This window comes from Vibrio gigantis (assembly GCF_024347515.1).
GTDB lineage: Bacteria > Pseudomonadota > Gammaproteobacteria > Enterobacterales > Vibrionaceae > Vibrio > Vibrio gigantis.
The window spans coordinates 741,550-765,274 of sequence record NZ_AP025492.1 but is presented as its reverse complement, the minus strand read 5'-3'; the positions used below and the strand labels follow the sequence as shown (position 1 = coordinate 765,274).

Genomic DNA, 23,725 nt, shown 5'->3' with positions numbered 1-23,725 from the left:
GCCTCGCTACTATGCGCCCACGAGTTCAAGAGCGCGATTCGAGTTTTATACTCATTGCCTACTTAGAACCACAGAATAATGGTCCCTCTGACCTGTGGCCGTACAGCGAACGCCCTACACTAATAATGATTTACTGGCGGCCACTTTATTTCCTGTACCTTGCTTCCCCTCTCTAGGAAAGCAGACACTCCAAACGCTTACCAGCGACTCTCTTTTGTCATTCATTAATTCAGCGAACCCGCGATTGATCTTATCGATCACTGCCACTTACTCCTGATCTTCCAGATCGGCTGCAGCCAACCTTGCCGCCTGTAACACAAGCGTTGAATACATACGCGACTCAGCAGCCAGCACATCATCCCACTTAGGCCAAATACGCGAGATGTAGGTATCTCGACCCTCGCCCGTGAAAGCGAAGCTGTCATTAAAAGTATCGGCCATTTTCTTGAGCGACTTCTCTTCATCATCGACCCACTTACCACGGCTAAAGCCCGCTTCAACGCCGGCCAAGGCGGTTTTCGGGAAATACGGCAGTGGTGCTGTCATACCTTGATAAAACAGTCGTACTAACTCAGCCAATAAACCCTTCACTTGCTGCGCATCGCCGATAGGTTGTAGCGTTTGGTGAACCACGCCCTCTTTTCTGTCATAACCAATAATATGGGTTGTTTTGCCATGCCCCATCACCGTACAACACAAGTGATCAATCCACGCAGCCAAGTAGTCTTGCGAACGAATTTTGCCACTACGAAAACGTACCAACCCCGATTGATAGTTTTGAGTCAGCCACCCCATCAAACGAACCGGTTTACCCTCGCCTAGCACGTCAAATTCAATATTTACCTCGAGATCTTGTTGTGGCTGCCCACTTACAAATCGAATCTCTTTGGCTAAGTCTTCCGCTTGAACGCGGTTGGTTTCGAACTCGATATCACCAAAAGCGCCAACCGGTAAGCGACCTTGGGCTTTTTGCTCAGAGACAAACAAGCGAACCGCTTCATCTGCCCCTTCTGGGTGATCGAGTAGTACTTGAAGCAACGCATCTTTAAGCTGGAAGCTCTCTAAGCCATTAAGCACGAACGGCTCATCGTCTTCCATTACCGGAAGCGGTGGCTCAAACACTACTTTGAGACGGCGATTAAAGAAGTATTGCACTGGCAAGCGCCAGAAACGCTGTAGCTCAACCAAATCGAGTTCTAACGGATAAGCCGCACCAAGCAAATAGTCGTCCAACGCACGATTGAATTCACCACTGCGTTCACCGGAACGGTTAGCCGCAGGAAGCCACTCCTTGGCGTAACTCAATACATGACTTTCATCACCTTGTGTAAAGGCTGCCGGGCTGAACGGCGTCATGGTGTGCTCAAAGCTGATCGCTTGAGTCAGCTTGATACCAGAATCATCACTTGGTAGCGCTTGATCGTCACTTAGGCAGTAGTTCTGCTGGCAGTACTCAATCAACTCTGAAACCAATACCGACGGTACTCGCTCAGTATTATCTTGAATCGAGCGGCCAACATAACTGATGTACAAACACTCTTGCGCCGACAACATCGCCTCTAAGAATAGGTAACGGTCATCATCACGACGAGAACGGTCACCGGGACGAGTACGCCCATTCATCAAATCAAACCCTTCTGGCGGCATTGAGCGAGGGTAAACACCGTCATTCATGCCTAATAGACAAACGGTTTTGAACGGGATAGAACGCATCGGCATCAGAGTACAGAAGTTCACTTGCCCCGCTAAGAAACGCTGACTGATACGCGCGCCCGACAATTTATTGTTTAAGTACTGATAGATAATGCTTGGCGATAGTTCTTGTTCGTACAAGGCATCATCAAGCTGTTCATTCAGTTGAGAAAGTGCATCACGAATCGACTTAAGCACCACCTCGCCTTCTAGTTCAACGGAGAAGAAGTCATCAATCATTTGCAGCAAGGTTTCACGCCACATATCGATGGATTGCGTCTTAGCAAGGCGTTGACGGTAATGGGCAATACGATCAATAAAGTGCGCTAACTTACCTGCAAGTTCGGCGTTAATGCCCTGAACTTCGTTATAAGCTGCAATTGGAGAGTGTTCAGTTTCAAACAAGCCTGCAGAATCCGACATCGCGTAGCCCAGTAGCATGCGCTCGATACCAAACAGCCAGGTATTTTGCTCCGTGGCAGGCAAATCAAACTCGGTTGCGGTAGAAGAATCGACACCCCAGCGGATACCTGCTTCTTCAACCCACTGCTTAGCTTGCTCAAATTGAAATTCATCAATACCAAAGCGTGCCATCATCGCAGGGATTTCTAGTAGCTCTAGAAGTTCAGAAGCTAAGCAGCGCGTGTTCGGTAGCGCGACCAGCTGCATGAACGCGGTCAGAATTGGGCTCTCTTGGTCTGCCGTTCTATCCGAGATAGAGTATGGGATATAACGCTCACCCGGAGCATTACCAAATACCGCCTGAATCGCAGGGCTGTAAGCATTGATGTCTGCCACCATCACGATGATGTCACGTGGCTTTAGGCTTGGGTCTGCATCGAACATCGCCAATAGCTGGTCATGGAGAACCTCCACCTCGCGCATTGGGCTGTGACAAGCATGTACGGTCAACGAGCGATCACCCAGCTCAACCACTTGTTTGTGGTTGCTGGAGTCTAAGATGTGATCGTCTTGGTGCTCTTCTAACTCAAGAATATCGGCTTGCAGTTGATGCAGCAGGCTATCTCTCTCGACATCAATAAAGAATTCATGCTCTTCGCTGTCTGATTGAGACAGCAAGAACAAATTGTCTCTGCCTAGCTTACCCATAGACGCAAGCAAGCTATTACCGACCGCTTGGCTGGTATGCAGCTCATCTTCGACATTGGCTTCAATACCATCTTTCAATGGCGATACTTCGCCTTCTAGTTGAGGCAAACCATCAACCAGAGCAAACTGCTTGCGGCGCTGCGCTTCAACTCTTGCCAAGTATTTACGGTCGCGGATGTCGCCCCAGTAATGTTGGCAAGGGTTAGTAAACATCAGGTGAACATCAATCTGTTCGCCAAGCGCTTTCAAGGCATCCATGTAGCGAGGAGGCAGTGACGAAATACCAAACACAAACAGACGTTTCGGCAGGTGTTGTAATTGCCCTTGTTGATTAGCTAACGCTTCAATGAAGTCGTGATACAAGTTACCACGGTGATATTTTGACTGACCTTGAGACAGTGTTTGCTCGTAGAGTGCCTTCCACAAAATTGGCTGCCAAGGGTGCTCTTGCTGCCCTTCACTATCAATCAATTCTGCAACGGGCTCTCCCGCTTCCCACATCGCCATCCACTCAGGACGATATACCAAGTAACCATCGAAGATATCAGCAATTTTCTCGGCTAATTGATATAACTTAGAGCCGTCTTCATCGTTTTCAAGATAGCGCTGTAGGGGTAAGAAATCAGGGTGGTCAAGCTTCGCAGGTAGCAAACTCATTAGCTTCCACGTCATCGCCTCTTTATTAAAAGCACTGCGTTTAGGTACATCAGGAAGCACCTGGGTGAACATATCCCAAATGAAAGTTGCTGGAAGAGGAAAATCGATATTTGCTGCTACACCAAACTCTTTGGCGAGTTCCATCTTAAGCCATTGAGACATACCTGGGCTCTGAACCAAGATCTGCTCTTTTTCGAAAGGATTGGCTAAAGGGTCACTTTTGATCAAGTGAACGAGAAGAATTTTTAAAGTATCAACTTTATTGGAATGGTAAACAGTAAACAAAGTGCACTCACGCTAATCTTGCCACAATATACTGCCAGATTAGCATAAGTGCTGAGTTTGGATTAGGAATATAAGCTTATGAAATATCGAAAGCTTAAGGTTCGTTTATCTTTTGAACTATTGCTTCTTACAATCTACTACCTACCGCGCTTAGAACACGATGAGGTTTGTAGTTCATGTAGTAACGAATCGCTACATAGCTCACGACCAGCGTCGCAACAACAAGTTCTAAATACGCAAGATTGAACACTTGGTTGATGTAATGCGCTTCAATACCTTGTACTTGCATCCACGCTGCCAATTTAAACAGTGCCGTTGCACCAATCACAATTGGGAAAGTAAACGCGGCATAGCCTGGGCTAAACGGTAAACGAAGTAGTTTGAAGAACGCTGCGTAAATAATGAACGTCATTAGCACCGCAATACCAAATAATAATCCAATAATCACTGGAGAAGGATTTGCCGTAACCGTTAGGTAACCCGCTAAAGATAGGCTTGCTGGTGCCGCCATAATCGCAATGGTTGGTTTCGCCGCATCTGGCACTTCATGAGAGAAGATCAAACGGTAAACCATCACTGGCAGCATTACCGCGTAGATCAACAAACCAAAGACCAAAACAGCATTTGCAACAGGCTCTAGAGTTGGATTACCAGAGAAAGAAACATCCGCAACAACGATACCGATTGGTGGTACAAACCAGCTAGGAACCATATGGTGAATCTCAAACTGTTTTGCTCTGTGGTATAAAAAGCTCACCAAGAACACAACATGTAATGCAACAGATGCTAGCCAAACACTTTCGCTGAGGAAGGTCGAAATTGGAGCCAAAGAAGCAGAAACAACCATACAACCCATCGCAAATGTTGGAACAACGCTTCCCACTACAGGGTGAGCAAGATCTGCACGCAATAGATGCCCGTGAATCAAAAACTTCACAGCCAAAACAAGAAGTAAGCACCCAGCAATCGCTGCGCTTATCCATTGAACTAAACCCGGTGTATGTAAGATATCTTGTGATACCAATACACCATCCCAGCACCAGCCTAAGCTTGCTATTGCTAGTGCCAACCCTGCCATGGGTGTTGGAGCTCCTGTTAATCTATATTTAATACGTTGAATCATGTCAGCCTCTCTTAAACTTGATTCACTAAACTTGTGAACTCATTAGCTTGTTGAAGCTATAATATGCTTGCGCTTCGTTAAATAATATCCAATTATATGTAACAAGCGTTCACCAATACTGAACGAAATCCATTTCACCAGCAGAGTTAAACTAGGGATCTGATGGCTAATATTTCAATTAAACAACTTAAAGTGTTCGTCACTATTACTCAGCACTCAACATTGACCGCTGCCTCTGAGGCGCTGTTTCTCTCTAAAGCTGCAGTCAGCATGGCGCTGGGCGAAATGGAAAAACAATTAGGCCACTCTCTATTTGACCGGGTCAACAACCGATTAATTCTCAATCAAGAGGGACATAAGTTACTTCCTTTGGCTGATGAGATACTTCACCGAGCTGCTGGTATTGATGTTTTGTTCCGTGACGACCAACCATTAAGTGGCAATCTAAAGGTCGGCGCGAGTGACACAATTGGTAATCAGGTCGCACCATTTATTCTGTCTGGCTTTCGCGAACGAACTCAGCATCAAGACCAAAGCTTGTTCATTTCAAACAGTGCCCTAATCTGTCAAAAGTTGGTGGATTATGAACTGGATATCGCGTTAATTGAAGGAAAAACACTCCATCCAGAGTTAATCTCAAGCCAGTTTAGCAGCGATGAAATGTGCATTATTGTTAGTAATCAACATCCTCTCGTTGCAAAAGACAAAGTGATTTTAAGCGATTTAGAAAATAGTAACTGGATTCTACGTGAATCAGGCTCAGGTACTCGCGAGTTTTTCCTTCGTGCCGTCGCACCGCGTATCGAACACTGGTATGAATCCTTTGAACTCAACACAACTGAAGCGATCATCAATTCAGTTTCTGCCAATCTTGGATTCGCGTGTTTATCACGGTTGGCGGCGCAACGAGCGATTGATTCAGGCCGAGTAAAAGCGCTTGATGTGCCACTCGACATGAAACGACGTTTCTGGATGCTGGTACATAAAGACAAATACCAGAGCCCGCTGCTGAAATCTTTCATGAGTTATTGTGAAGACTGGGCGACACATCAAGATTGAGACCGCATAGTTAGGGCTCCAACTGGACTTTCAACCTCAGAAACTGTATAAAAAGCCAGTAAAATTTATCAAACTTAGAGGATTAACCATGGCTGTTATCGTCAAGTACGTGGTGGAACGCAACGGAGAAGAGAAAATGACTTTTACCTCTAAAGCCGAAGCTGACGCATACGACAAAATGCTGGATATGGCTGATGAGCTTTTTGAACTGTTAGGCAAAAGCGATTTAGTTGAAGATGAAGGCAAGCAAGAAGAGCTTGCAATGTACCTAGCGAAGAACAAAGAAGAAGTTCTTTACGCATTAGGTGCTAAGCGTAAGCCAGCTCCGAAAAAAGCTAAAAAACTTGAAGCTGTTGAAGACGCAGAAGAAGATGCAGCTTAACTAGCTGGAGTTCTCTAAAAAACGTCAATGACGCCTCTAATCAGAGTCCGTTATTGGCGTTTTTTTATACTTGTCGAAATATAATGAAGCTTGTTTATAGTCGAAATTGCTCTAAACATTCGCTTGCACAAAAGTGTGATAAAGATCTAATCTATATCCATCAGGTGATGGGGTTCCACCTAAGCTTTTGCTTCAACCGCCCGTTCTTTTTGAACAGTGCTAATGACTCCTACAGAATCGAAAACAGGTAACACTGTTGGACGTATCGCTACTCCTCCATTTTGAAATGGACTTAGTCTATCAAGACCGAGCTTCATGACACCTTTGGATTATCGATACTCAAGATCTGTAGTGAATTAGCCGCACCTCTTCCAACACGTCCTGTTTTCTCAACGCCCTAGGTCTTAAATGGCTCTAATAAGTGAGAAAACATTATGCACTACTCTTCAGAAATTCAATCAATGTGCCCTATTCAAAGGGGTGATCTTCACAATTCAGCTCCAATTCCAGTTGAAGGCGCAATGGTTAGCCCAAAAGATGTCATCGCTATTTCTGGCTTAAGCCACGGCGTGGGCACTTGTGCACCACAACAAGGTGCTGCAAAACTAACGCTTAACGTAAAAAACGGCATCATCGAAGAAGCATTAATCGAAACCATCGGCTGCTCTGGCATGACGCAATCTGCCGCGATGGCTGCTGAAATCCTCACTGGAAAAACCATTCTCGAAGCACTCAATACAGACTTGGTGTGCGATGCAATCAACGTAGCCATGCGCGAAATCTTCCTGCAGTTTGTTTACGGTCGAACTCAATCTGCTTTCTCTGAAGGTGGCCTAGAAATCGGCGCTGCATTGGAAGATTTAGGTCAAACCCAGCGCAGCCAAGTGGGTACCAGTTACTCAACCGCTGCAAAAGGCGTACGTTACCTAGAACTTGCAGAGGGCTATGTGACCAAGCTTGCACTTGATGACCACAGCGAAGTGATTGGTTACGAGTATCTCAACCTCGGCAAAATGATGAAGGCGATTAATCAAGGTGTACCAGCCAATGAAGCTGCTGACCTTGCGACGGGGACTTATGGTCGCTTCGATGAAGCCGTTACCACCATTAACCCACGCCAACAGTAATTTTGCCAATTTAGAGGAAAGATATGATGAACACTCAATTTAATGAATCAGTAACTCGCGTATTGGCAGAAATGAACTTCGACTCTTTGGAGCAAGCTAACCAATACTGCAAAGCCCACAACGTTGATCCAAAAGCCTTGGTGATGGACACCCAGCCTATCGCTTTTGAAAGTGCTGCCGATGCTTATATCCTTGGCTCAGCACTGGCACTATTTCGTAAAGCCACCAGTGCAGAACAAGCGGCCAATATCATTGGTGAAGGCCTTCAAGCATTTACCAAACCCGGTAGTGTTGCTGAACAACGCCAAGTCGGTATTGGCCACGGTGCACTAGCCGCTCGTCTTCTAAATGAAGAGAGCCACTGCTTTGCCTTCCTTGCCGGTCACGAGTCTTTTGCAGCTGCAGAAGGTGCGATTAAAATTGCGCTAAACGTCAACAAATCACGTCAAAACCCACTGAAAGTGATCTTAAATGGTCTAGGTAAAGATGCGGCTTACTTAATCTCTCGCATCAATGGTTTTACCTATGTTCGCACTCAATACAATTACCAAACAGGTGAGCTTGTTGAAACAGAACGTCGCCGCTTCTCACAAGGCCCTCGCGGAGAGATCTTGTGCTACGGCGCTGATGATGTACGTGAAGGCGTAGCGATTATGCACAGAGAAGAGGTGGATGTAAGTATTACGGGTAACTCAACCAACCCAACGCGCTTCCAACACCCTGTTGCAGGTATCTACAAGGCAGAACGTACTCGCCAAGGTTTACCTTACTTCTCAGTTGCTTCAGGCGGCGGTACAGGTCGAACATTACACCCAGATAACGTGGCAGCAGGCCCAGCATCTTACGGCATGACTGACACCATGGGTAGAATGCACGCTGACGCTCAGTTCGCAGGTAGCTCTTCTGTTCCTGCTCACGTGGCAATGATGGGTTTCATCGGCATGGGTAACAACCCAATGGTCGGTGCGACGGTTGCATTGGCTGTGGCAGTAAGTGAATCTCAAAACGCATAACGACAAAACGAGCTCTATAGTCGGCCTGTTGTATAGAGGCTGTTGTTTAGAGCTTGTTAGTTGAGAAATTCGCAATAACGTACGACCAAAACTCTACACCTATCACTAAAACCAAACAGCCAGCCTTATGCTGGCTGTTTTTTATTCACACTTGCTCTACTATCTATTTCTAATAATTATTTGTATCTAAGGTTAAATACACCAATCATTGGTATTTAACTGCATATTTTCAAAGGAATAATATGAAAGAGCTCATCATTCATACCATTACCGTGTTCATGGGCTTTTTTGCCATTATGAACCCTATCGCTAATACGCCAATTTTTCTTGGATTAACCGGTGATAACGATAGGGAAACGGTCAAATCCATCGCCTTCCGTTCAGTGTTTATCGCATTCGTTATCGTCAGCACTTTTGCGATCTCTGGCAAGCTGATCTTTGACCTCTTTGGTATCACGCTGTACGCACTGCGCATCACAGGCGGCATTCTGGTCTTTTTGATTGGCTTCCACATGCTGCAAGGCGAATCGACACACTCGAAAGCAAAAGAGAAGGTTAACTCAGATGCCCAGCGAGACGCAGCTCTAAGTATCGCCGTATCACCTTTAGCCATGCCCATACTGGCTGGCCCCGGCACCATAGCCACTGCAATGAACTTCGCCAGTACAGAGGGGATTTACGAGACCATCATTACCATTGTGGCATTTGGCCTCCTCTGCACCCTAACCTATGTATTATTTGTATTCGGCGAGCGCTTCGTTAAAGCAGTCGGACCAAGTGCACTGAACGTGATTACTCGAATGATGGGTTTGATACTTGCAGTCATCGGTATGCAGATGTTGATTGAAGGAATTGAGCAGGCTTATAAGGCGCTATTTATCTAGCCTCTAAATTCACTAAGTTTTATATAAAAATAGCCAGCGATTCGCTGGCTATTTTCTTTCATTACTAATCTATACATTTGTATTTTAAGGATTTAACCAACAATACATAACATTCCGACAAATGCGATATCAGTACTATTTATATTCCATCGTTGTGGTTTCAAATCCTAGTGGTTCTAATACTTTCTTATGCTCAGCCCAAGAGATAAATGATTCAGCGTCAGTATTACATATGTCACCTGAACCTTCCGCACATGGTTTAATACTACCGTCATAGTTGACGCTATACTTCTCTGTACTTCCATCGTATGACAAGTTGTTAACTTTGTAAGTTTTAAAACCATCGCCTGAAATGACTATGTCTTGACGATCTGTTGATATTAATTGAGCATCGCCTAATACATTCCAACCATCACTACCGCTTGCATTATAGTTATTAACGATAACGGTGTAGTCAGCGGCATCGTTCATTGTCGCCCATACTGGATTGGCTTCTGTTCCAGTATTTACCTCTAGATTTGTGACTGTACCTGATACACCTTTCACATCTTCTGTAAACGTGTAACGCATGCCCGATACATACGGGAACTTACCAGCATGAGCACCTTCAGCAAGCGTCGGTTCAATTGTGCTGTCAATAAGGTTTCGAATCACCTCGCCTTTCACTGTTAAAATCGACAAGTAATTCGAGAATGGTAGTAATTCTAGCGTAGCGTTACCTTCCCTGAAGTCGCCTGATGCGATATCCGTTCGAACACCACCAGCTCCCACCAAACCAATCTGAACATTTTTACCAGTAACAGTTGCTACCGACGGTTGATTTGCCCAATAAATCATACCTTGAGCTATCATAGGTGCAACATCAGAACCGTGCACATCTGTTCCTGCATCACCAGGACGGCGCTCATGATTGATTTCAGTCGGAGCGGCTGCAACAACATCACCATATGCAGCTTCAAGAGCCGGCTTATAAGTCGCGTCGATACGGGTTCTTAAATCAATATCTTCATCTTTTATCGTGATTTTTTCATTATTATCAATAAACGAAGTTACATCATCTTTATCAGAGCTAATCATTGGATGTTCTCGATGAGAATCATGATAAAACTCATCATTTGATAATAAAGTATTGTTCCCAACACATGAGAGGAGATTACCATTTATATCAAATGATACATCAACGTCTCCGATAGCTTCCGCATATTGGCCAGCTTGAACCACACAAGTGTTTTGTGCCTTGTCTTTTTGCGGAATCATTTCGGCGTAAATACCATTGTTACCTTGATCAAGATCGGTAAAATCACCAAGTAAAGTATGAGAGTGACCGCCAACAATGATATCGATACCCGTTGTATTGGCTGCAAGATCCTTATCGGCAGCATTTCCTATGTGTGATAGAACAATTATCTTATTCACACCCTTAGTTTTTAAATCATTTATAGTGGCTTGAGTTGCTGTAATTTGGTCACTAAATGTCACATCACCAGTTCCGGTAGCTATCGTTGGCATATCCCCTAAAACAACACCGATTACCGCAACAACTTTCTCATCATCACTTGCATCAGAAACAGAGGTAATTGCTCTTTTTTCTGAGCCTTCAAATGCAAACAGTTGATAAGGGTATAAATTATCGACATTACTTAAAGACTGATCTTTTGATGCATCCATATTATTTGCCAGCACAGGAAAGCTAACCGTATTGATGAACGATGCGAGCTTGTCGGTATCTAAATCGAATTCATGGTTCCCAAGTACCATTGCATCTAAACCCATTTGTGACAACAAGTCTGCGTTTGCAGCACCTTCATTTAGCTTAAAGTAAGCAGTACCTTGCCATGCATCACCACCATGCAAGAATAACAAAGGCTCTTTGTCAGCTTTCGCATCCGCTTTGATATCATCAGCGGCTTTCAATAGACGAGGATAACCGCCAAACTCGTTATAGACCTTCTTACCATCAGCACCCATAGTAAAACTTGATTTTACAGGGTCAAAATTTGAGTGAGTGTCATTCACATGTGCTATGCGCAATGTCATATCGGGAGCAACAATATTATTGTTATTGTCCGAGCCACAGCCAACCATCGCTACACCGATAGAGAGCACCAGTAAAGACTTAGTAAAATTCATAGAAGATCCTTTATTCATCGTTTTAATGTCGTTATGGCTGAAAATATACTTATATCCTTTAGGGTTTTAGTGATCATTCTCTTAATTACACAGCTGAAAACTTGAGTATTTACTCGGACTGTAAGCACAAACGATAAATCAACAGAACTCGATTAATTGTGATAATAAACATGAATTTATAAAGAAAGTGTGACTCACCCTATTGATACTGATAACAAGAAGGTGAGTTAGACATGAATGACATGTTGGAAATGAAATCATACTAGGTGGTTGAATAAAACGCCGTAGCATTGAGAACATAGTGCATATATCCGGATAATGAAAACTATCGCTAAAAAGACAAGCAATATCATTTTACAGACTTTATCCTGATACGCCCTTTCATAACGAGAGCGCTCTCTTTATGATGAACGCAATTAAATTAACTTTGCTAACGACAGCGCTGGTTATTCGAGCCGCTGTTATTGGATAGCAAAATCAAGACTCAACACATGGAGATTCAACATGGCTTTCTTTTCACTAGCCTTCGGTACGGCAACCAAAAACCGCGACAATAAAATCATTGAAGCGTTCTTCCCTAGCCCACTTCTGAACCCAAGCGACGCTCTAGTAGCGGCTGTTGGTGAAGTTGTAGGTTACACTGAAGGCAACCAAGCTATCGAAATCTCTGCTGCACAAAGCGCAGAACTAGCGAAAGCATTCGCAGCAAACGATGATGCAGCAAACGCATCTTTCGCAGAAAAAGCAGCAGCATCTGAGCAGCCACTTGTTCTTGTTGTTCTTGCGACTGACGAGAAGCCCGCATCTGTTGCTGAAGGCTTCCTTAAGCTACAACTTATTTCTAACCGCCTAGTTCAGCCACACGGTACGGTACTAGACGGCATCTTCGGTCTACTGCACAACATCGCATGGACAAACGAAGGTCCTATCGATCTTCCTGAGCTGGCTGAGCGTCAAATCGAAGCTCGCCTTGCTGGTCGCGCTCTATCTGTAGATTGTGTAGACAAGTTCCCTAAAATGGTGGACTACGTGGTACCAACCGGTATTCGTATTGCTGATACTTCTCGTGTTCGTCTTGGCGCACATGTGGGTGAAGGTACAACGGTTATGCACGAAGGTTTCATCAACTTCAATGCTGGCACAACGGGCGTAAGCATGGTTGAAGGTCGTATCTCTGCGGGTGTTGTTGTAGGTAACGGTTCTGATATCGGCGGCGGCGCTTCTATCATGGGTACGCTATCTGGTGGCGGTACTATGGTGATCTCTATCGGCGAAAACTGCCTACTAGGTGCAAACGCGGGTCTTGGCTTCCCAATGGGCGACCGCTGTACTGTTGAGTCTGGCCTTTACGTGACCGCGGGTACGAAAGTTCGCATGCTAGATAAAGAAGGTAACGAAGTAGAAATCATTAAAGCTCGCGACCTAGCTGGCGTTTCTGATCTTCTGTTCCGTCGCAACTCGATCACTGGTCAAATTGAATGTCTAGCGAACAAGTCGGCTGTTGAACTGAACAGCGAGCTACACAGCAACAACTAATCTAAGCGCTAGATGCTAGATGCTAGATGCTAGATGCTAGATGCTAGAAAATACGAAGCCGCTGGGGTTAAATCCAGCGGCTTTTCTTTTATTGCTATAAAACTTAAAGGGTTACGCTTTCTCTGCAGCTAGCTGCTCAAGCGCTTGAATAGAGGTTTCTGATACCAATGTACCATCCATGTAGTAGCTGACCTTATCTCCATCACGAACACCCGTCAGAACGGCTTTCTGACCATCATTGTAGGTGATGTCCATGCGAATCGTGTTCTCATCGATTTGTTGCATCTCACCCCATTCGATCTGACGATTATTGAAACCAAGTGGGGCTTCTTTTAGTGAATCGTCTAGGCTGTCGTTCACATCTATCATGGTATCGACTTTGCTATCAAAGATGTGAGGCGCGCCTGTTAGTGGGTTTTTACCCGCCCAGAATTCAATCGAGTTAAATACGATGTAATCGGCTGCGGTGGTTAGTGCGTAAACCGGAGCAAGCAAGAAGTTGACACCCGCACGAGCGTAACGGTTATCCACTACCTCAACGTTGAACTTCATTAATTTCCCAGTAACCGCGTTACTACCCACACACCCTGCTAACGACATGACAATCGCTGCCACTGCAACGGCTTTTGTAAGTGTTGTTTTCATAGATCCCTCTTATGCCACGATGATTGATTCAGTTTTTGCATAGCCGAACGAAGCTTTCCTTGCTCGAGTGCAAGAATTATTCGCCTAACAAATTGATTCCATAACATTTAGCGTAGTGGAGATTTTTAGAACAGCAAACTGCAAACCTCAATTGTTTCGTATTTCTTCCTAAACCTTAGGAAATAAAAAAGCGCAGACCTTTCGATCTGCGCTTTTCATTTTTGCTTAACCTAGCCTAGATTAATGCGGCCTGTAAGAGAGTGGTTAACCCACATTCTTACGTGCATTTTGGAACATACGCATCCAAGCGCCATTCTCGCCCCAACCTTCTGGAGACCATGAGTTTGCAACCGTACGGAATACACGCTCAGGGTGCGGCATCATGATCGTCACACGGCCGTCAGTCGTTGTTAAACCTGTGATAGCGTTTGGCGAACCGTTCGGGTTATTCGGGTATTGCTGCGTTTGGTTACCGTTGTTATCAACGTAACGTAAAGCAACCGTACCTGAGTTTTCAATCGCGTTTAGGTGGTCATTGTCACGAACTTCTACGCGACCTTCACCGTGAGAAACTGCGATTGGCATACGAGAACCTTCCATGCCGTTGAAGAACACAGAATCAGACTTCTGAACTTCAACTAGGCTGAAACGAGCTTCAAAACGCTCTGATTCGTTACGAACGAAACGTGGCCAGTACTCAGCACCAGGGATAAGTTCACGCAGGTTAGACAACATCTGACAACCGTTACACACACCTAGAGAGAAAGTATCTTCACGCTTGAAGAAGTTTTCAAATTGGTCACGAGTAGAATCGTTAAACAGAACTGATTTAGCCCAACCTTCACCAGCGCCTAGTACGTCACCGTAAGAGAAGCCACCACAAGCCACAAGGCCGTTGTACTCTTCTAGTACCGCTTGACCTGTTAGGATATCGCTCATGTGAATATCAGTTGCTTCGAAGCCTGCACGGTCGAATGCTGCTGCCATTTCAACGTGAGAGTTAACACCCTGTTCACGTAGAATCGCCATCTTAGGCTTAGCGCCAGTGTTGATGAACGGTGCAGCGATGTCTTCGTTAACATCGAAGCTTAGTTTCACGTTCAGACCTGGGTCTGAGTTGTCTTTCTTCGCTTCATGTTCTTGGTCAGCACATGCTGGGTTATCACGTAGACCTTGCATCTTATGCGTCGTCTCAGCCCAGATAGTACGTAGTTCAGTACGGTTACGTTCGATTACTACAGACTCGCCAGACTTAATCACTAGCTTATCTGAAGCTTCAACAGAGCCGATTACATGTGAGCACGCTTCTAGGCCGTTTGCGGCAAGAGTAGAAAGAACAGCGTCTAGGTCGTCGTTACGAACCTGGATTACCGCACCTAGCTCTTCGTTGAATAGTGCTGCTAGCGTGTCTTCACCTAGCACTTCAATGTTTGCATTAACACCACAGTGACCTGCGAACGCCATTTCAGCCAGTGTTACGAATAAACCACCGTCGCCTTTATCGTGGTAAGCCACAACTTGGTCGTTAGCAACAAGAGCTTGAACGCCTTCGTAGAAACCTTTTAGCTGTGCTGCGTTGTCTACGTCTGCTGGCTTGTCACCAAGTTGCTTGTAAACTTGCGCTAGTGCCGTTGCACCTAGACGGTTTTTGCCGTTACCTAGGTCGATAAGAACTAGTGATGTGTCACCTTTGTCAGTGCGAAGCTGAGGCGTAATCGTCTTACGGACATCTTCAACACGAGCAAATGCAGTGATAACAAGAGATAACGGAGAAGTGACTTCTTTCTGCTCGCCGTTCTCTTCCCACTTAGTCTTCATCGACATTGAATCTTTACCCACAGGGATAGTAAGACCCAGTGCTGGACACAGCTCTTCACCGACTGCTTTCACCGCTTCGTAAAGACCTGCGTCTTCACCTGGGTGACCCGCTGGAGACATCCAGTTTGCCGACAGTTTAATGTGTTTGATATCGCCGATGTTAGTCGCTGCAATGTTTGTGATTGCTTCACCAACCGCTAGACGAGCCGATGCGCCGAAATCTAGTAGTGCTACTGGCGTACGCTCACCAAGAGACATCGCTTCACCGTGGTAAGAGTCGTAACTTGCTGCTGTTACAGCACAGTTAGCAACAGGAACCTGCCATGGGCCAACCATTTGGTCACGAGCAACAAGGCCAGTTACCGAGCGGTCACCGATAGTGATAAGGAAGGTTTTCTCTGCGACTGTTGGCAAGCGAAGAACACGGTCAACCGCTTCGTTCATTTCGATACCAGAACGGTCAATCGCTGGGTTGTTTACTTTTAGCGTTTTCGCGTCACGGTGCATCTTAGGTGTTTTACCTAATAGGATGTCCATCGGCATGTCGATTGGCGTGTTGTCGAAGTGTGAATCTTCAAGTTTAAGTTCACGCTCTTCTGTTGCTTTACCAACCACGGCGTATGGTGCGCGTTCACGCTTACAAATTGCGTCGAACGTTGCCATGTCTTCATCAGCAACGGCCATTACGTAACGCTCTTGAGATTCGTTACACCAGATCTCAAGTGGGCTCATGCCTGGCTCATCGTTTGGTACGTCACGCAGATTGAAAATACCGCCACGCTCGCCATCGTCAACTAACTCAGGAAGTGCATTCGAGATACCACCAGCGCCCACATCGTGGATGAATGCGATTGGGTTCGCATCACCTAGCTGCCAACAACGGTCGATCACTTCCTGACAACGACGTTCCATCTCTGGGTTTTCACGTTGTACAGAAGCGAAATCTAGATCTTCTGAAGAAGAACCAGAATCCATTGAAGATGCCGCACCGCCACCAAGGCCAATGTTCATCGCTGGACCGCCCAGCACGATTAGGCTTGCACCTACTGGGATCTCTTTCTTCTGAACATGCTCGTCACGGATGTTACCAAGACCACCAGCTAGCATGATTGGTTTGTGGTAACCACGTACTTCTTCACCTGCGTGAGAGTTTACTTTCTCTTCGTAAGTGCGGAAGTAACCTAGTAGGTTTGGACGACCAAATTCGTTGTTGAATGCTGCGCCGCCAAGAGGGCCTTCAAGCATGATATCCAACGCAGTAACGATACGGCTTGGCTTACCAAAATCTGTTTCCCAAGGTTGAACGAAGTTCGGGATCTTAAGGTTAGATACAGAGAAAGCGACAAGACCAGCTTTTGGTTTACCACCAATACCAGTCGCGCCTTCATCGCGGATTTCACCACCTGAACCTGTTGATGCGCCCGGCCATGGAGAGATTGCCGTTGGGTGGTTGTGCGTTTCAACTTTCATCAAGATGTGTGTTTTCTCTTGGTGATAGTTGTACTGGCGAGTTTCTGGATCCGGGAAGAAACGACCGACTTCAGAACCTGTCATTACTGCTGCGTTATCTTTATAAGCAGACAGAACGTGTTCTGGTGTCGTTTCAAAAGTGTTCTTAATCATCTTGAACAATGATTTTTCTTGCTTAACGCCATCGATAGTCCAATCAGCGTTAAAGATCTTGTGACGACAGTGCTCTGAGTTTGCTTGTGCGAACATCATTAGCTCGATGTCAGTCGGGTTACGACCTAGCTTCTCAGTGAAGCTTTCAAGAAGGTAATCGATCTCATCTTCTGCAAGTGCAAGACCTAGGGTAACGTTTGCTTCTTCAAGCGCTTTACGTCCGCCAGTTAATAGGTCAACTTCCGCATAAGGAGCAGGCTCTGCAACTTTGAATAGTGCAGCTGCCGATTCGAAGTCAGTGAAAACCACTTCCATCATACGATCATGCAGAATCGCTTTCAGCTCAACAAGTTGAAGCTCAGAAAGTTCAGAAGAAGTTTCAATGTAGAAAGCAGTACCGCGCTCTAGACGTGACACTTTAGCCAGTCCACAGTTGTGTGCGATATCTGTTGATTTTGAAGACCAAGGCGAGATAGTGCCTGGGCGTGGCGTTGCAAGCAGCAGTAAACCTTCAGGTTCATGCTCTTCAATCGTTGGACCGTAAGTCAGTAGCTTTTCTAGCTTCTCAACTTCAGACTCATCTAGGTCTGCCGTTAGATCAGCAAAGTGGGCAAACTCAGCGTAAATACCTGTTACAGGTAAGCTTAATTCACGACAAAGCTCTAAAAGCTTGTTAACACGAAACTCAGATAGAGCTGGGGAGCCACGCAAAATTCTCATGTGCTTACGTCTCTTATGCAGTTGATTAAGGTAGTATTGGAATAAATTCAGTGGGTTATAGGAACAACCTAACTGTTTTCTTCGAAGCTATTCCCGAAGGTTGCCAAACCTATGCCGATTCCACCTCTTCAATGCGAGCGCATTATAAAGCATTTCTTTTTGTGACGTAACACCAAAAGCAACCGTTTGCGTGATTTTTTTTATCTTTCTCCGTAATTGGTACTTTCGCTGCATTTATCGCCACTTTTACAACTGTTTAATTAAACCTGCTTTGCCAGCCTTGCGGGGTTTGGTATAAAGGGGCTTCCACTTTTCGAGATTTCATTTTGATGCCTAAATTTACGCTCATCTTTTCGTCTAAGTTCCTTCTGCTCGCCATCGCCCTATTTGGGTTGGCTGGATGTCAGATTGAATCTGAACCTAAAAGTGTCCTTGAGCAGATACGAGATCGTGGCGTTCTTCGTGTCGGCACCCTAAATAACCAACTCTCTTATTACATCGGTCCTGATGGCCCTGCTGGCTTGGATTACGAATTAGCTCGTGAGTTTGCGCAGGAACTTGGTGTAAAACTTGAGGTTAAGCCCGCTTACCGTTTGTCTGGCTTGTTCCCCGCACTGCAGAAAGGCGAAATCGACCTTATCGCGACTGGCTTAACGCAAAACAACAAACTGACACGTGCTTATCGCGCCGCGCCTGCTTATTACTATGTAAGCCAACAGGTCGTTTATAAAAAGGGGCAATGGCGCCCAAGAAACCTTGAGCAATTGATCAAGTTTGAGAATGATCGTCAGGCTGAGTTTGTAAAAGCACAAGCTGAATCAGAAGATGTGGTATCAAGTGACACGCTATCGCCATCTCTGGTTGTAGTGAAAGACTCGCACTTTGAGCCAACGCTAAAACAGCTGCAGAAAACACACGATGACTTTATCTATGATGCGGTGGGTAATGCTGACATCAATGATCTGTTAAAAGAAGTATCAACTGGCGAGCGCCTATTTACGGTTGCGGATTCTATCGAGTTATCACTGGCACAACGTTTATACCCAGATGTAGCTCTAGCCTTTGAACTTACAGAAGACCAACCTATTTCTTGGTACTTACAGAAATCTGAGGACGAAAGCCTTTATGCTTTGCTGATTGAGTTCTTCGGTAACCTAAAACAGTCTGGTGAGCTCGCTTCACTAGAAGAAAAGTACATCGGTCACATTGGCACTTTTGATTATGTTGATACACGAGCATTCATTCGTGCGTTAGACAGCAAGTTACCAAAATGGTCTCCGCTGTTTCAGAAATATTCGCAAGAATTTGATTGGCGCTTGATTGCGGCATTAGCTTACCAAGAATCGCACTGGAACCCTGTCGCGCGCTCACCAACAGGCGTTCGCGGCATGATGATGCTGACGCTGCCAACCGCGAAAAGTGTTGGTGTTACTAATCGCCTCGACCCGAAACAGTCAGTACAAGGCGGTGTTGAATACCTGCGCCGTATCGTTAACCGAGTGCCAGACTCAATCACACAGCACGAGAAGATCTGGTTTGCGCTAGCCTCATACAACGTCGGTTACGGGCATATGATGGATGCTCGCCGCTTAACCAAAGCACAAGGTGGTGATCCTGATGCTTGGGGGGATGTGAAAGACCGATTGCCTCTATTGAGACAGAAGAAGTACTACAGCCAAACTCGATACGGTTATGCGCGTGGTGATGAAGCGAGAAACTACGTTGAAAACATTCGCCGTTATTACCAAAGCATCATCGGCCACGTTAATAAGCGTAATAAAGAACAAGAAGAGAGCCTTGAAGGGTTGATCGTTATTCCACCTTTAGAGACTTCTGGGGCTGAGTCCAGCATCAGCGCTGCAGAATCAACAGTAAGTGGTTCTGAGTCTTCGAAATAGAAACTAAAAGAGCAATGCCTTCCAGCATTGCTCTTTTTTTTTGTCCTTCTCGACTCTTCTTTCTTCGCTATACGATAGGGAAAAGAGACCGGGGAAATAATGATGAGCTCTCAAGTGTCATATTGCGGTAACAATCGAACCTTATAACAGCACGCCACAATCAAAATTATGTACTGTTGTATTCAGATACTGGTCATTGCGATGGTTGTTCAGGATAGTAACGCTAAATTCGCGACAGAACTCATAATCAAACAACCACTATAATTAAAACTGAAGTCATAATTACAAAGCCAGACGACAATAGGAATTCACTGAGATGATGAACAAGAAATTGAAATCAAAACGCCTTGATAAGACCGTTGCTGCAAACCGTCGTAAGCGTATGCTTTCAAATAACAAGAAGAAAATAATTTGGCGCAACCGTGCCTTCATGCAGATGATTGCTGAGTAAATACAATAACCAAGTCGATTGGCACTGACACTCTTGCAATTTGAGAGTGCCTACAGCTCGCTACTATTTCTTATTACTGACCTTATTATCGCAACTTACCTTGTCAGCTTCTAAACGCTGCTCTTCCAACAGGCGCTCTTGCTTTCGCTTTTCTTTTATCTCTTTCCTGCGGCGCTTGAAAAACGCCTGCAACTGCTCACGACACTGTTCTTCTAATAGCCCATGTTCAACATCGGCATAGTGGTATGAGGCTTGGCTTTCAAACAGGTTCAATACTGTGCCTGCCGCACCGGCTTTTAAGTCAGGCGCACCAAAAACAATACGTTTCACTCGGCTATGTAGCAAAGCCCCTGCACACATTGGGCAAGGCTCTAGCGTGACGTATAAGGTGGTATCGAGTAATCGGTAATTTTCCAGAGCTTGACCTGCTTTACGCAAGGTTTCGATTTCTGCGTGTGCAGTCGCATCGTGGTTACCAATCGAACGATTCCACCCTTCTGAGATAATCTCACCATCTTTTACCAACACAGCACCCACGGGAACCTCTCCCTCACTCTCAGCTTGCTTGGCCACCTCGATGGCGCGTCGCATGAAGATTTCATCTTGAGGGGTGAATTGATGGTCTGACAAAGGGAACTCCAGAAAAACAATAGGAACAAAAAAGGTATGCGGTGAAGCATACCTAATATTCATCACTATAAACAACCGCCTTGTATTGCTCAGTAATTTTTTGGCTCTCAAGCAAAAAAGCCACTCGTTCCTTGAGTGGCGTTGAAGATAAGTTTACAGACTGGCTTAACCAAAACAGCGTCCTAGCTGAAAGCAGGTAGCTTATAGAAAGTCAGGATCTACATAATAAAGGTAAACCTTATAAAGCGATAACAACACCCGCAGTGAAGGTGGTATCTTCAATATCAGAGTTGTCAGCAGCTACTTTAACGTACGGCTGAACTTCACCAGAATTAACATAAGTCGCTTTCAATGTAGATGTTGACCATTCGCTATCAACTTCTTCTCCATCAACATAGATGCCTTCAGCAAGCTGAGAGTAAGCGTCTAGGTCGTAAGAAAGTACAACCGTTTTGGCGATGTTGTAATCAAGGCCTAGGTTCACTTTCACGACTTGTGATTCGTTGTTGCCCTCAGCCATAACCCCCGTCATATGTGGCAACGGTGCTGGTAGAATAACATCGCTATCTCCATGAGGTGCTGGTAAAATCACATTACTATTCGCTGATGCAGGCAAAACACCATCGTGAGGGCCTGGAGAAGGCAGAATACCATCATGTCCGTCAGGGTTAACACCTTGACCATCACCTTTACCACCAGAAGTCGGATCCCAGAAATCTGCACCTACGGCATCTAAACCGTGGTGGTACTCCACCCCACCAGAAAGCGTTAAAGAAGAACCGAAAGTGTAGGCGGTTGAAGCTTTCACACGTACTTCATCAGCACCACCGTAGCCGCCCTGTACATAAGAACCGCCTAAATCAAAATGCTCGTTAATGCTGTAGCCATAGCCTAATTCAACAAAGCTGTCATTTGTTACTTCTCCCGTAACAAAGTGCTGACCATCCTCACCAAAGTTATAATCTCCATACATACCAATTACATCATTCTCGTCTCCATAAACTTCAATTGATGTCGCATGCGTTTGTAATGAAATAGCAGACAAAATAGAAGCTGCTATAAAAGTAATGTTCTTCATTCTTAAAACCTTAAATACGTGTGCAGAGCGTTAATTTCGAGACTCTTCCCGGTCAAGAGCGATGAAAACGATACTTAGCGCCAAGACTCAAAACAACGTAAAACACCTCATTAAAGTTTTTGGTTTTCTAAACTAAAATTTATTAACCTATTTCAACCCAATTGATAATTGCAACAATAAACAATCTAATAAAATCAGGTAATTAAAAAAATCCGCCACATGAATTTAGGTTTTTACATTCCCGCACAGATGCCGAAAAGCAAATAGCTACACTCTTAAAAACATAAAAACACCTGTCCACAGAAAAAAATATAATAGTTTTTACATCAATAATCTGAAGAAGATTTGATAAGGAAAGATAAATAACAGAAAGGAATAATTAAAATCAAAAACCATAGACACAAGACAACAACTCGTTGTGTACAGACTGATTCGCACATTAGAATTGATAAACTAAAATGAATCGGCTCATTCAATATTGCGAAAATAGGTATGCGGTGAAGCATACCTAGTCTTCGTGATAATGAACAATTGCCGCTTGCTAGTCAGTGGGATCGCTAGCTATTGGCGTCTTCTATGTCATCAACTATTTGCGTCGCTTTGATACTCACAATACGATTGTTCTCGACCGAGATGATTTCAAACTGCCACTGCTGATATTGAACAACTTCACCGGCATCAGGTAAGCGTCCTATTAACCAAGTCACAAGACCATTCAACGTTTGGAAACTCTCGCTTTCACCTTCTAGATCCGAAAGCTCTAAGCGGTTTTTCAGCTCACTGAGAGGGATTAACCCGTCTACCAATAGTCCGTCTTCGACTTGTTCTGTCCAAAGGTCTTTCGGGTTGTTTGATAACTCACCGGCAATCGCCTCAAGAATATCGTAGTGAGTCACAAGGCCTTGCACATCACCATACTCATCAACAATGAACGCCATCTCTGTGCCTGACTCTTTAAAGTAGCCAAGCAGACGCAGTGCCTTCATCGACTCAGGAACATAGATCGGAGATCGAGACAGCCCCATGATCACTTGAATACTTAAATTACCCGCCTGATTCAGCAAGGCTTTGGCTGACACTGTACCCACCACCTTATTTAGATGGTCTTGGCACAAAGGAAATACACTGTGCTTCGATGAGCGGAGCTGCTTCAAGATGTTTTCAACAGGCTGGTCGACATCCAGAAAATCGATATCTCTGCGAGGAGTCATCAATGAGCTTACAAGGCGATCATCCAGCTGCAAGATATTACGAATCATCTCTTGCTCACCACGTTCAATCACACCAGATTCTGAGCCCTCTTTCACAAGTGCATGGATATCATCTTCAGTGACACTATCTTCTTCACCTCCTCGGCCCATCAACTTAAGAATACCTTCCGTTGAAGCCGACAACGCAAACACAAACGGCGTCGCGATTTTAGATAACCAGAAGATTGGCAGAGCGACTAGCACCGCAATGTTTTCCGCTTGAGATTGAGCAAAGCGTTTTGGTACGAGTTCACCAACAACAATGGCAAAGTAAGTAATACCTACAACGACGACCGCTGTAGACAGGACATTAGCTTGCGTTGCATCCAGCCCCCACAGTTCAAGTTGAACCGCTAATGGTGCAGATAGCGTCGCCTCACCCACGATACCGCTGAGCAGGCCTATAACTGTAATACCGATTTGAATGGTTGAGAGGAAGCGGGTTGGATTTTCTTTAAGCTCAAGTGCAATCTGAGCAGAACGGTGCTTTTCGGCTAAGCGTTTCAGCCGGCTATTTTTTGCTGCTACCAATGCAATCTCAGACATGGCAAACAGACCATTTAAAACAATTAACCCTACCAGAAGCAGAATTTTCATGATGTTTTGGATTTCCT

At 45.0% G+C, this 23,725-nt stretch carries 16 protein-coding genes and 1 riboswitch; of the genes, 8 read left to right on the top strand and 8 right to left on the bottom strand.

Features of this window, described 5'->3' with window-relative positions; all coding sequences use genetic code 11:
• Positions 1-267: 267 nt before the first annotated feature.
• Positions 268-3,744, bottom strand: coding sequence for an exodeoxyribonuclease V subunit gamma (recC, locus tag OCV56_RS03400; RefSeq protein ID WP_086715998.1), 3,477 nt, complete (start codon positions 3,742-3,744; stop codon positions 268-270).
• A gap of 127 nt (positions 3,745-3,871) precedes the next feature.
• The gene (locus OCV56_RS03395) at positions 3,872-4,867 is read right to left on the bottom strand and encodes a TDT family transporter (RefSeq protein ID WP_167373195.1); all 996 of its coding nucleotides are present in this window, start codon (positions 4,865-4,867) and stop codon (positions 3,872-3,874) included.
• Between the two features lie 162 nt (positions 4,868-5,029).
• On the opposite strand from OCV56_RS03395, the gene OCV56_RS03390 reads away from it, so the two are divergent.
• The 5 genes from OCV56_RS03390 to OCV56_RS03370 all read left to right on the top strand — a co-directional run bounded on the left by OCV56_RS03390 (position 5,030) and on the right by OCV56_RS03370 (position 9,332).
• On the top strand, positions 5,030-5,926 hold the full coding sequence (locus OCV56_RS03390) for a LysR family transcriptional regulator (RefSeq protein WP_086716002.1): 897 nt from the start codon (positions 5,030-5,032) through the stop codon (positions 5,924-5,926).
• 88 nt (positions 5,927-6,014) lie between these two features.
• Positions 6,015-6,308 carry a YebG family protein gene (locus OCV56_RS03385; RefSeq protein ID WP_008223840.1) on the top strand — a complete coding sequence of 98 codons (294 nt, stop codon included), beginning with the start codon at positions 6,015-6,017 and terminating at the stop codon, positions 6,306-6,308.
• Positions 6,309-6,462: 154 nt separating this feature from the next.
• Positions 6,463-6,547, top strand: a riboswitch (Fluoride riboswitch).
• A gap of 195 nt (positions 6,548-6,742) precedes the next feature.
• Positions 6,743-7,435 carry an iron-sulfur cluster assembly scaffold protein gene (locus OCV56_RS03380; protein ID WP_017071044.1) on the top strand — a complete coding sequence of 231 codons (693 nt, stop codon included), beginning with the start codon at positions 6,743-6,745 and terminating at the stop codon, positions 7,433-7,435.
• A gap of 23 nt (positions 7,436-7,458) precedes the next feature.
• Complete coding sequence (locus OCV56_RS03375) at positions 7,459-8,448, top strand: GGGtGRT protein (protein ID WP_086716004.1); 990 nt, start codon at positions 7,459-7,461, stop codon at positions 8,446-8,448.
• Between the two features lie 242 nt (positions 8,449-8,690).
• Entirely contained in the window at positions 8,691-9,332 is a 642-nt protein-coding gene (locus tag OCV56_RS03370) for a MarC family protein (RefSeq protein WP_086716006.1), read from the top strand.
• A gap of 135 nt (positions 9,333-9,467) precedes the next feature.
• On the opposite strand, the gene OCV56_RS03365 is transcribed toward OCV56_RS03370, so the two are convergent.
• Positions 9,468-11,462: a bifunctional metallophosphatase/5'-nucleotidase gene (locus OCV56_RS03365; RefSeq protein ID WP_086716008.1), complete on the bottom strand. Its 1,995-nt coding sequence runs from the start codon at positions 11,460-11,462 to the stop codon at positions 9,468-9,470.
• 504 nt (positions 11,463-11,966) lie between these two features.
• Between OCV56_RS03365 and dapD the strand changes: the two genes are divergently transcribed.
• Positions 11,967-12,998: a 2,3,4,5-tetrahydropyridine-2,6-dicarboxylate N-succinyltransferase gene (dapD, locus tag OCV56_RS03360; RefSeq protein WP_086716010.1), complete on the top strand. Its 1,032-nt coding sequence runs from the start codon at positions 11,967-11,969 to the stop codon at positions 12,996-12,998.
• Positions 12,999-13,109: 111 nt separating this feature from the next.
• On the opposite strand, the gene OCV56_RS03355 is transcribed toward dapD, so the two are convergent.
• Together OCV56_RS03355 and purL are read right to left on the bottom strand one after the other, a co-directional pair.
• The gene (locus OCV56_RS03355; RefSeq protein WP_086716012.1) at positions 13,110-13,643 is read right to left on the bottom strand and encodes a DUF3332 domain-containing protein; all 534 of its coding nucleotides are present in this window, start codon (positions 13,641-13,643) and stop codon (positions 13,110-13,112) included.
• Positions 13,644-13,907: 264 nt separating this feature from the next.
• On the bottom strand, positions 13,908-17,804 hold the full coding sequence (purL, locus tag OCV56_RS03350) for a phosphoribosylformylglycinamidine synthase (RefSeq protein WP_086716014.1): 3,897 nt from the start codon (positions 17,802-17,804) through the stop codon (positions 13,908-13,910).
• A 329-nt stretch (positions 17,805-18,133) separates the two neighbouring features.
• On the opposite strand from purL, the gene mltF reads away from it, so the two are divergent.
• Both mltF and OCV56_RS03340 read left to right on the top strand, forming a co-directional pair.
• A complete protein-coding gene (mltF, locus tag OCV56_RS03345; protein ID WP_086716016.1) occupies positions 18,134-19,702 on the top strand; it encodes a membrane-bound lytic murein transglycosylase MltF in 1,569 nt (522 codons plus the stop codon).
• A 316-nt stretch (positions 19,703-20,018) separates the two neighbouring features.
• Positions 20,019-20,153, top strand: a complete 135-nt coding sequence (locus tag OCV56_RS03340) for a hypothetical protein (RefSeq protein ID WP_261901419.1) — start codon at positions 20,019-20,021, stop codon at positions 20,151-20,153.
• Between the two features lie 63 nt (positions 20,154-20,216).
• Here the strand turns inward: OCV56_RS03340 and tadA are convergent, their stop codons facing one another.
• From tadA to OCV56_RS03325, 3 genes are all read right to left on the bottom strand, one after another.
• Complete coding sequence (gene tadA, locus OCV56_RS03335; RefSeq protein WP_086716017.1) at positions 20,217-20,783, bottom strand: tRNA adenosine(34) deaminase TadA; 567 nt, start codon at positions 20,781-20,783, stop codon at positions 20,217-20,219.
• Positions 20,784-21,021: 238 nt separating this feature from the next.
• Entirely contained in the window at positions 21,022-21,861 is an 840-nt protein-coding gene (locus OCV56_RS03330; protein WP_086716020.1) for a hypothetical protein, read from the bottom strand.
• Positions 21,862-22,418: 557 nt separating this feature from the next.
• Positions 22,419-23,708, bottom strand: a complete 1,290-nt coding sequence (locus tag OCV56_RS03325) for a hemolysin family protein (RefSeq protein WP_086716022.1) — start codon at positions 23,706-23,708, stop codon at positions 22,419-22,421.
• Between the last annotated feature and the right edge of the window lie 17 nt (positions 23,709-23,725).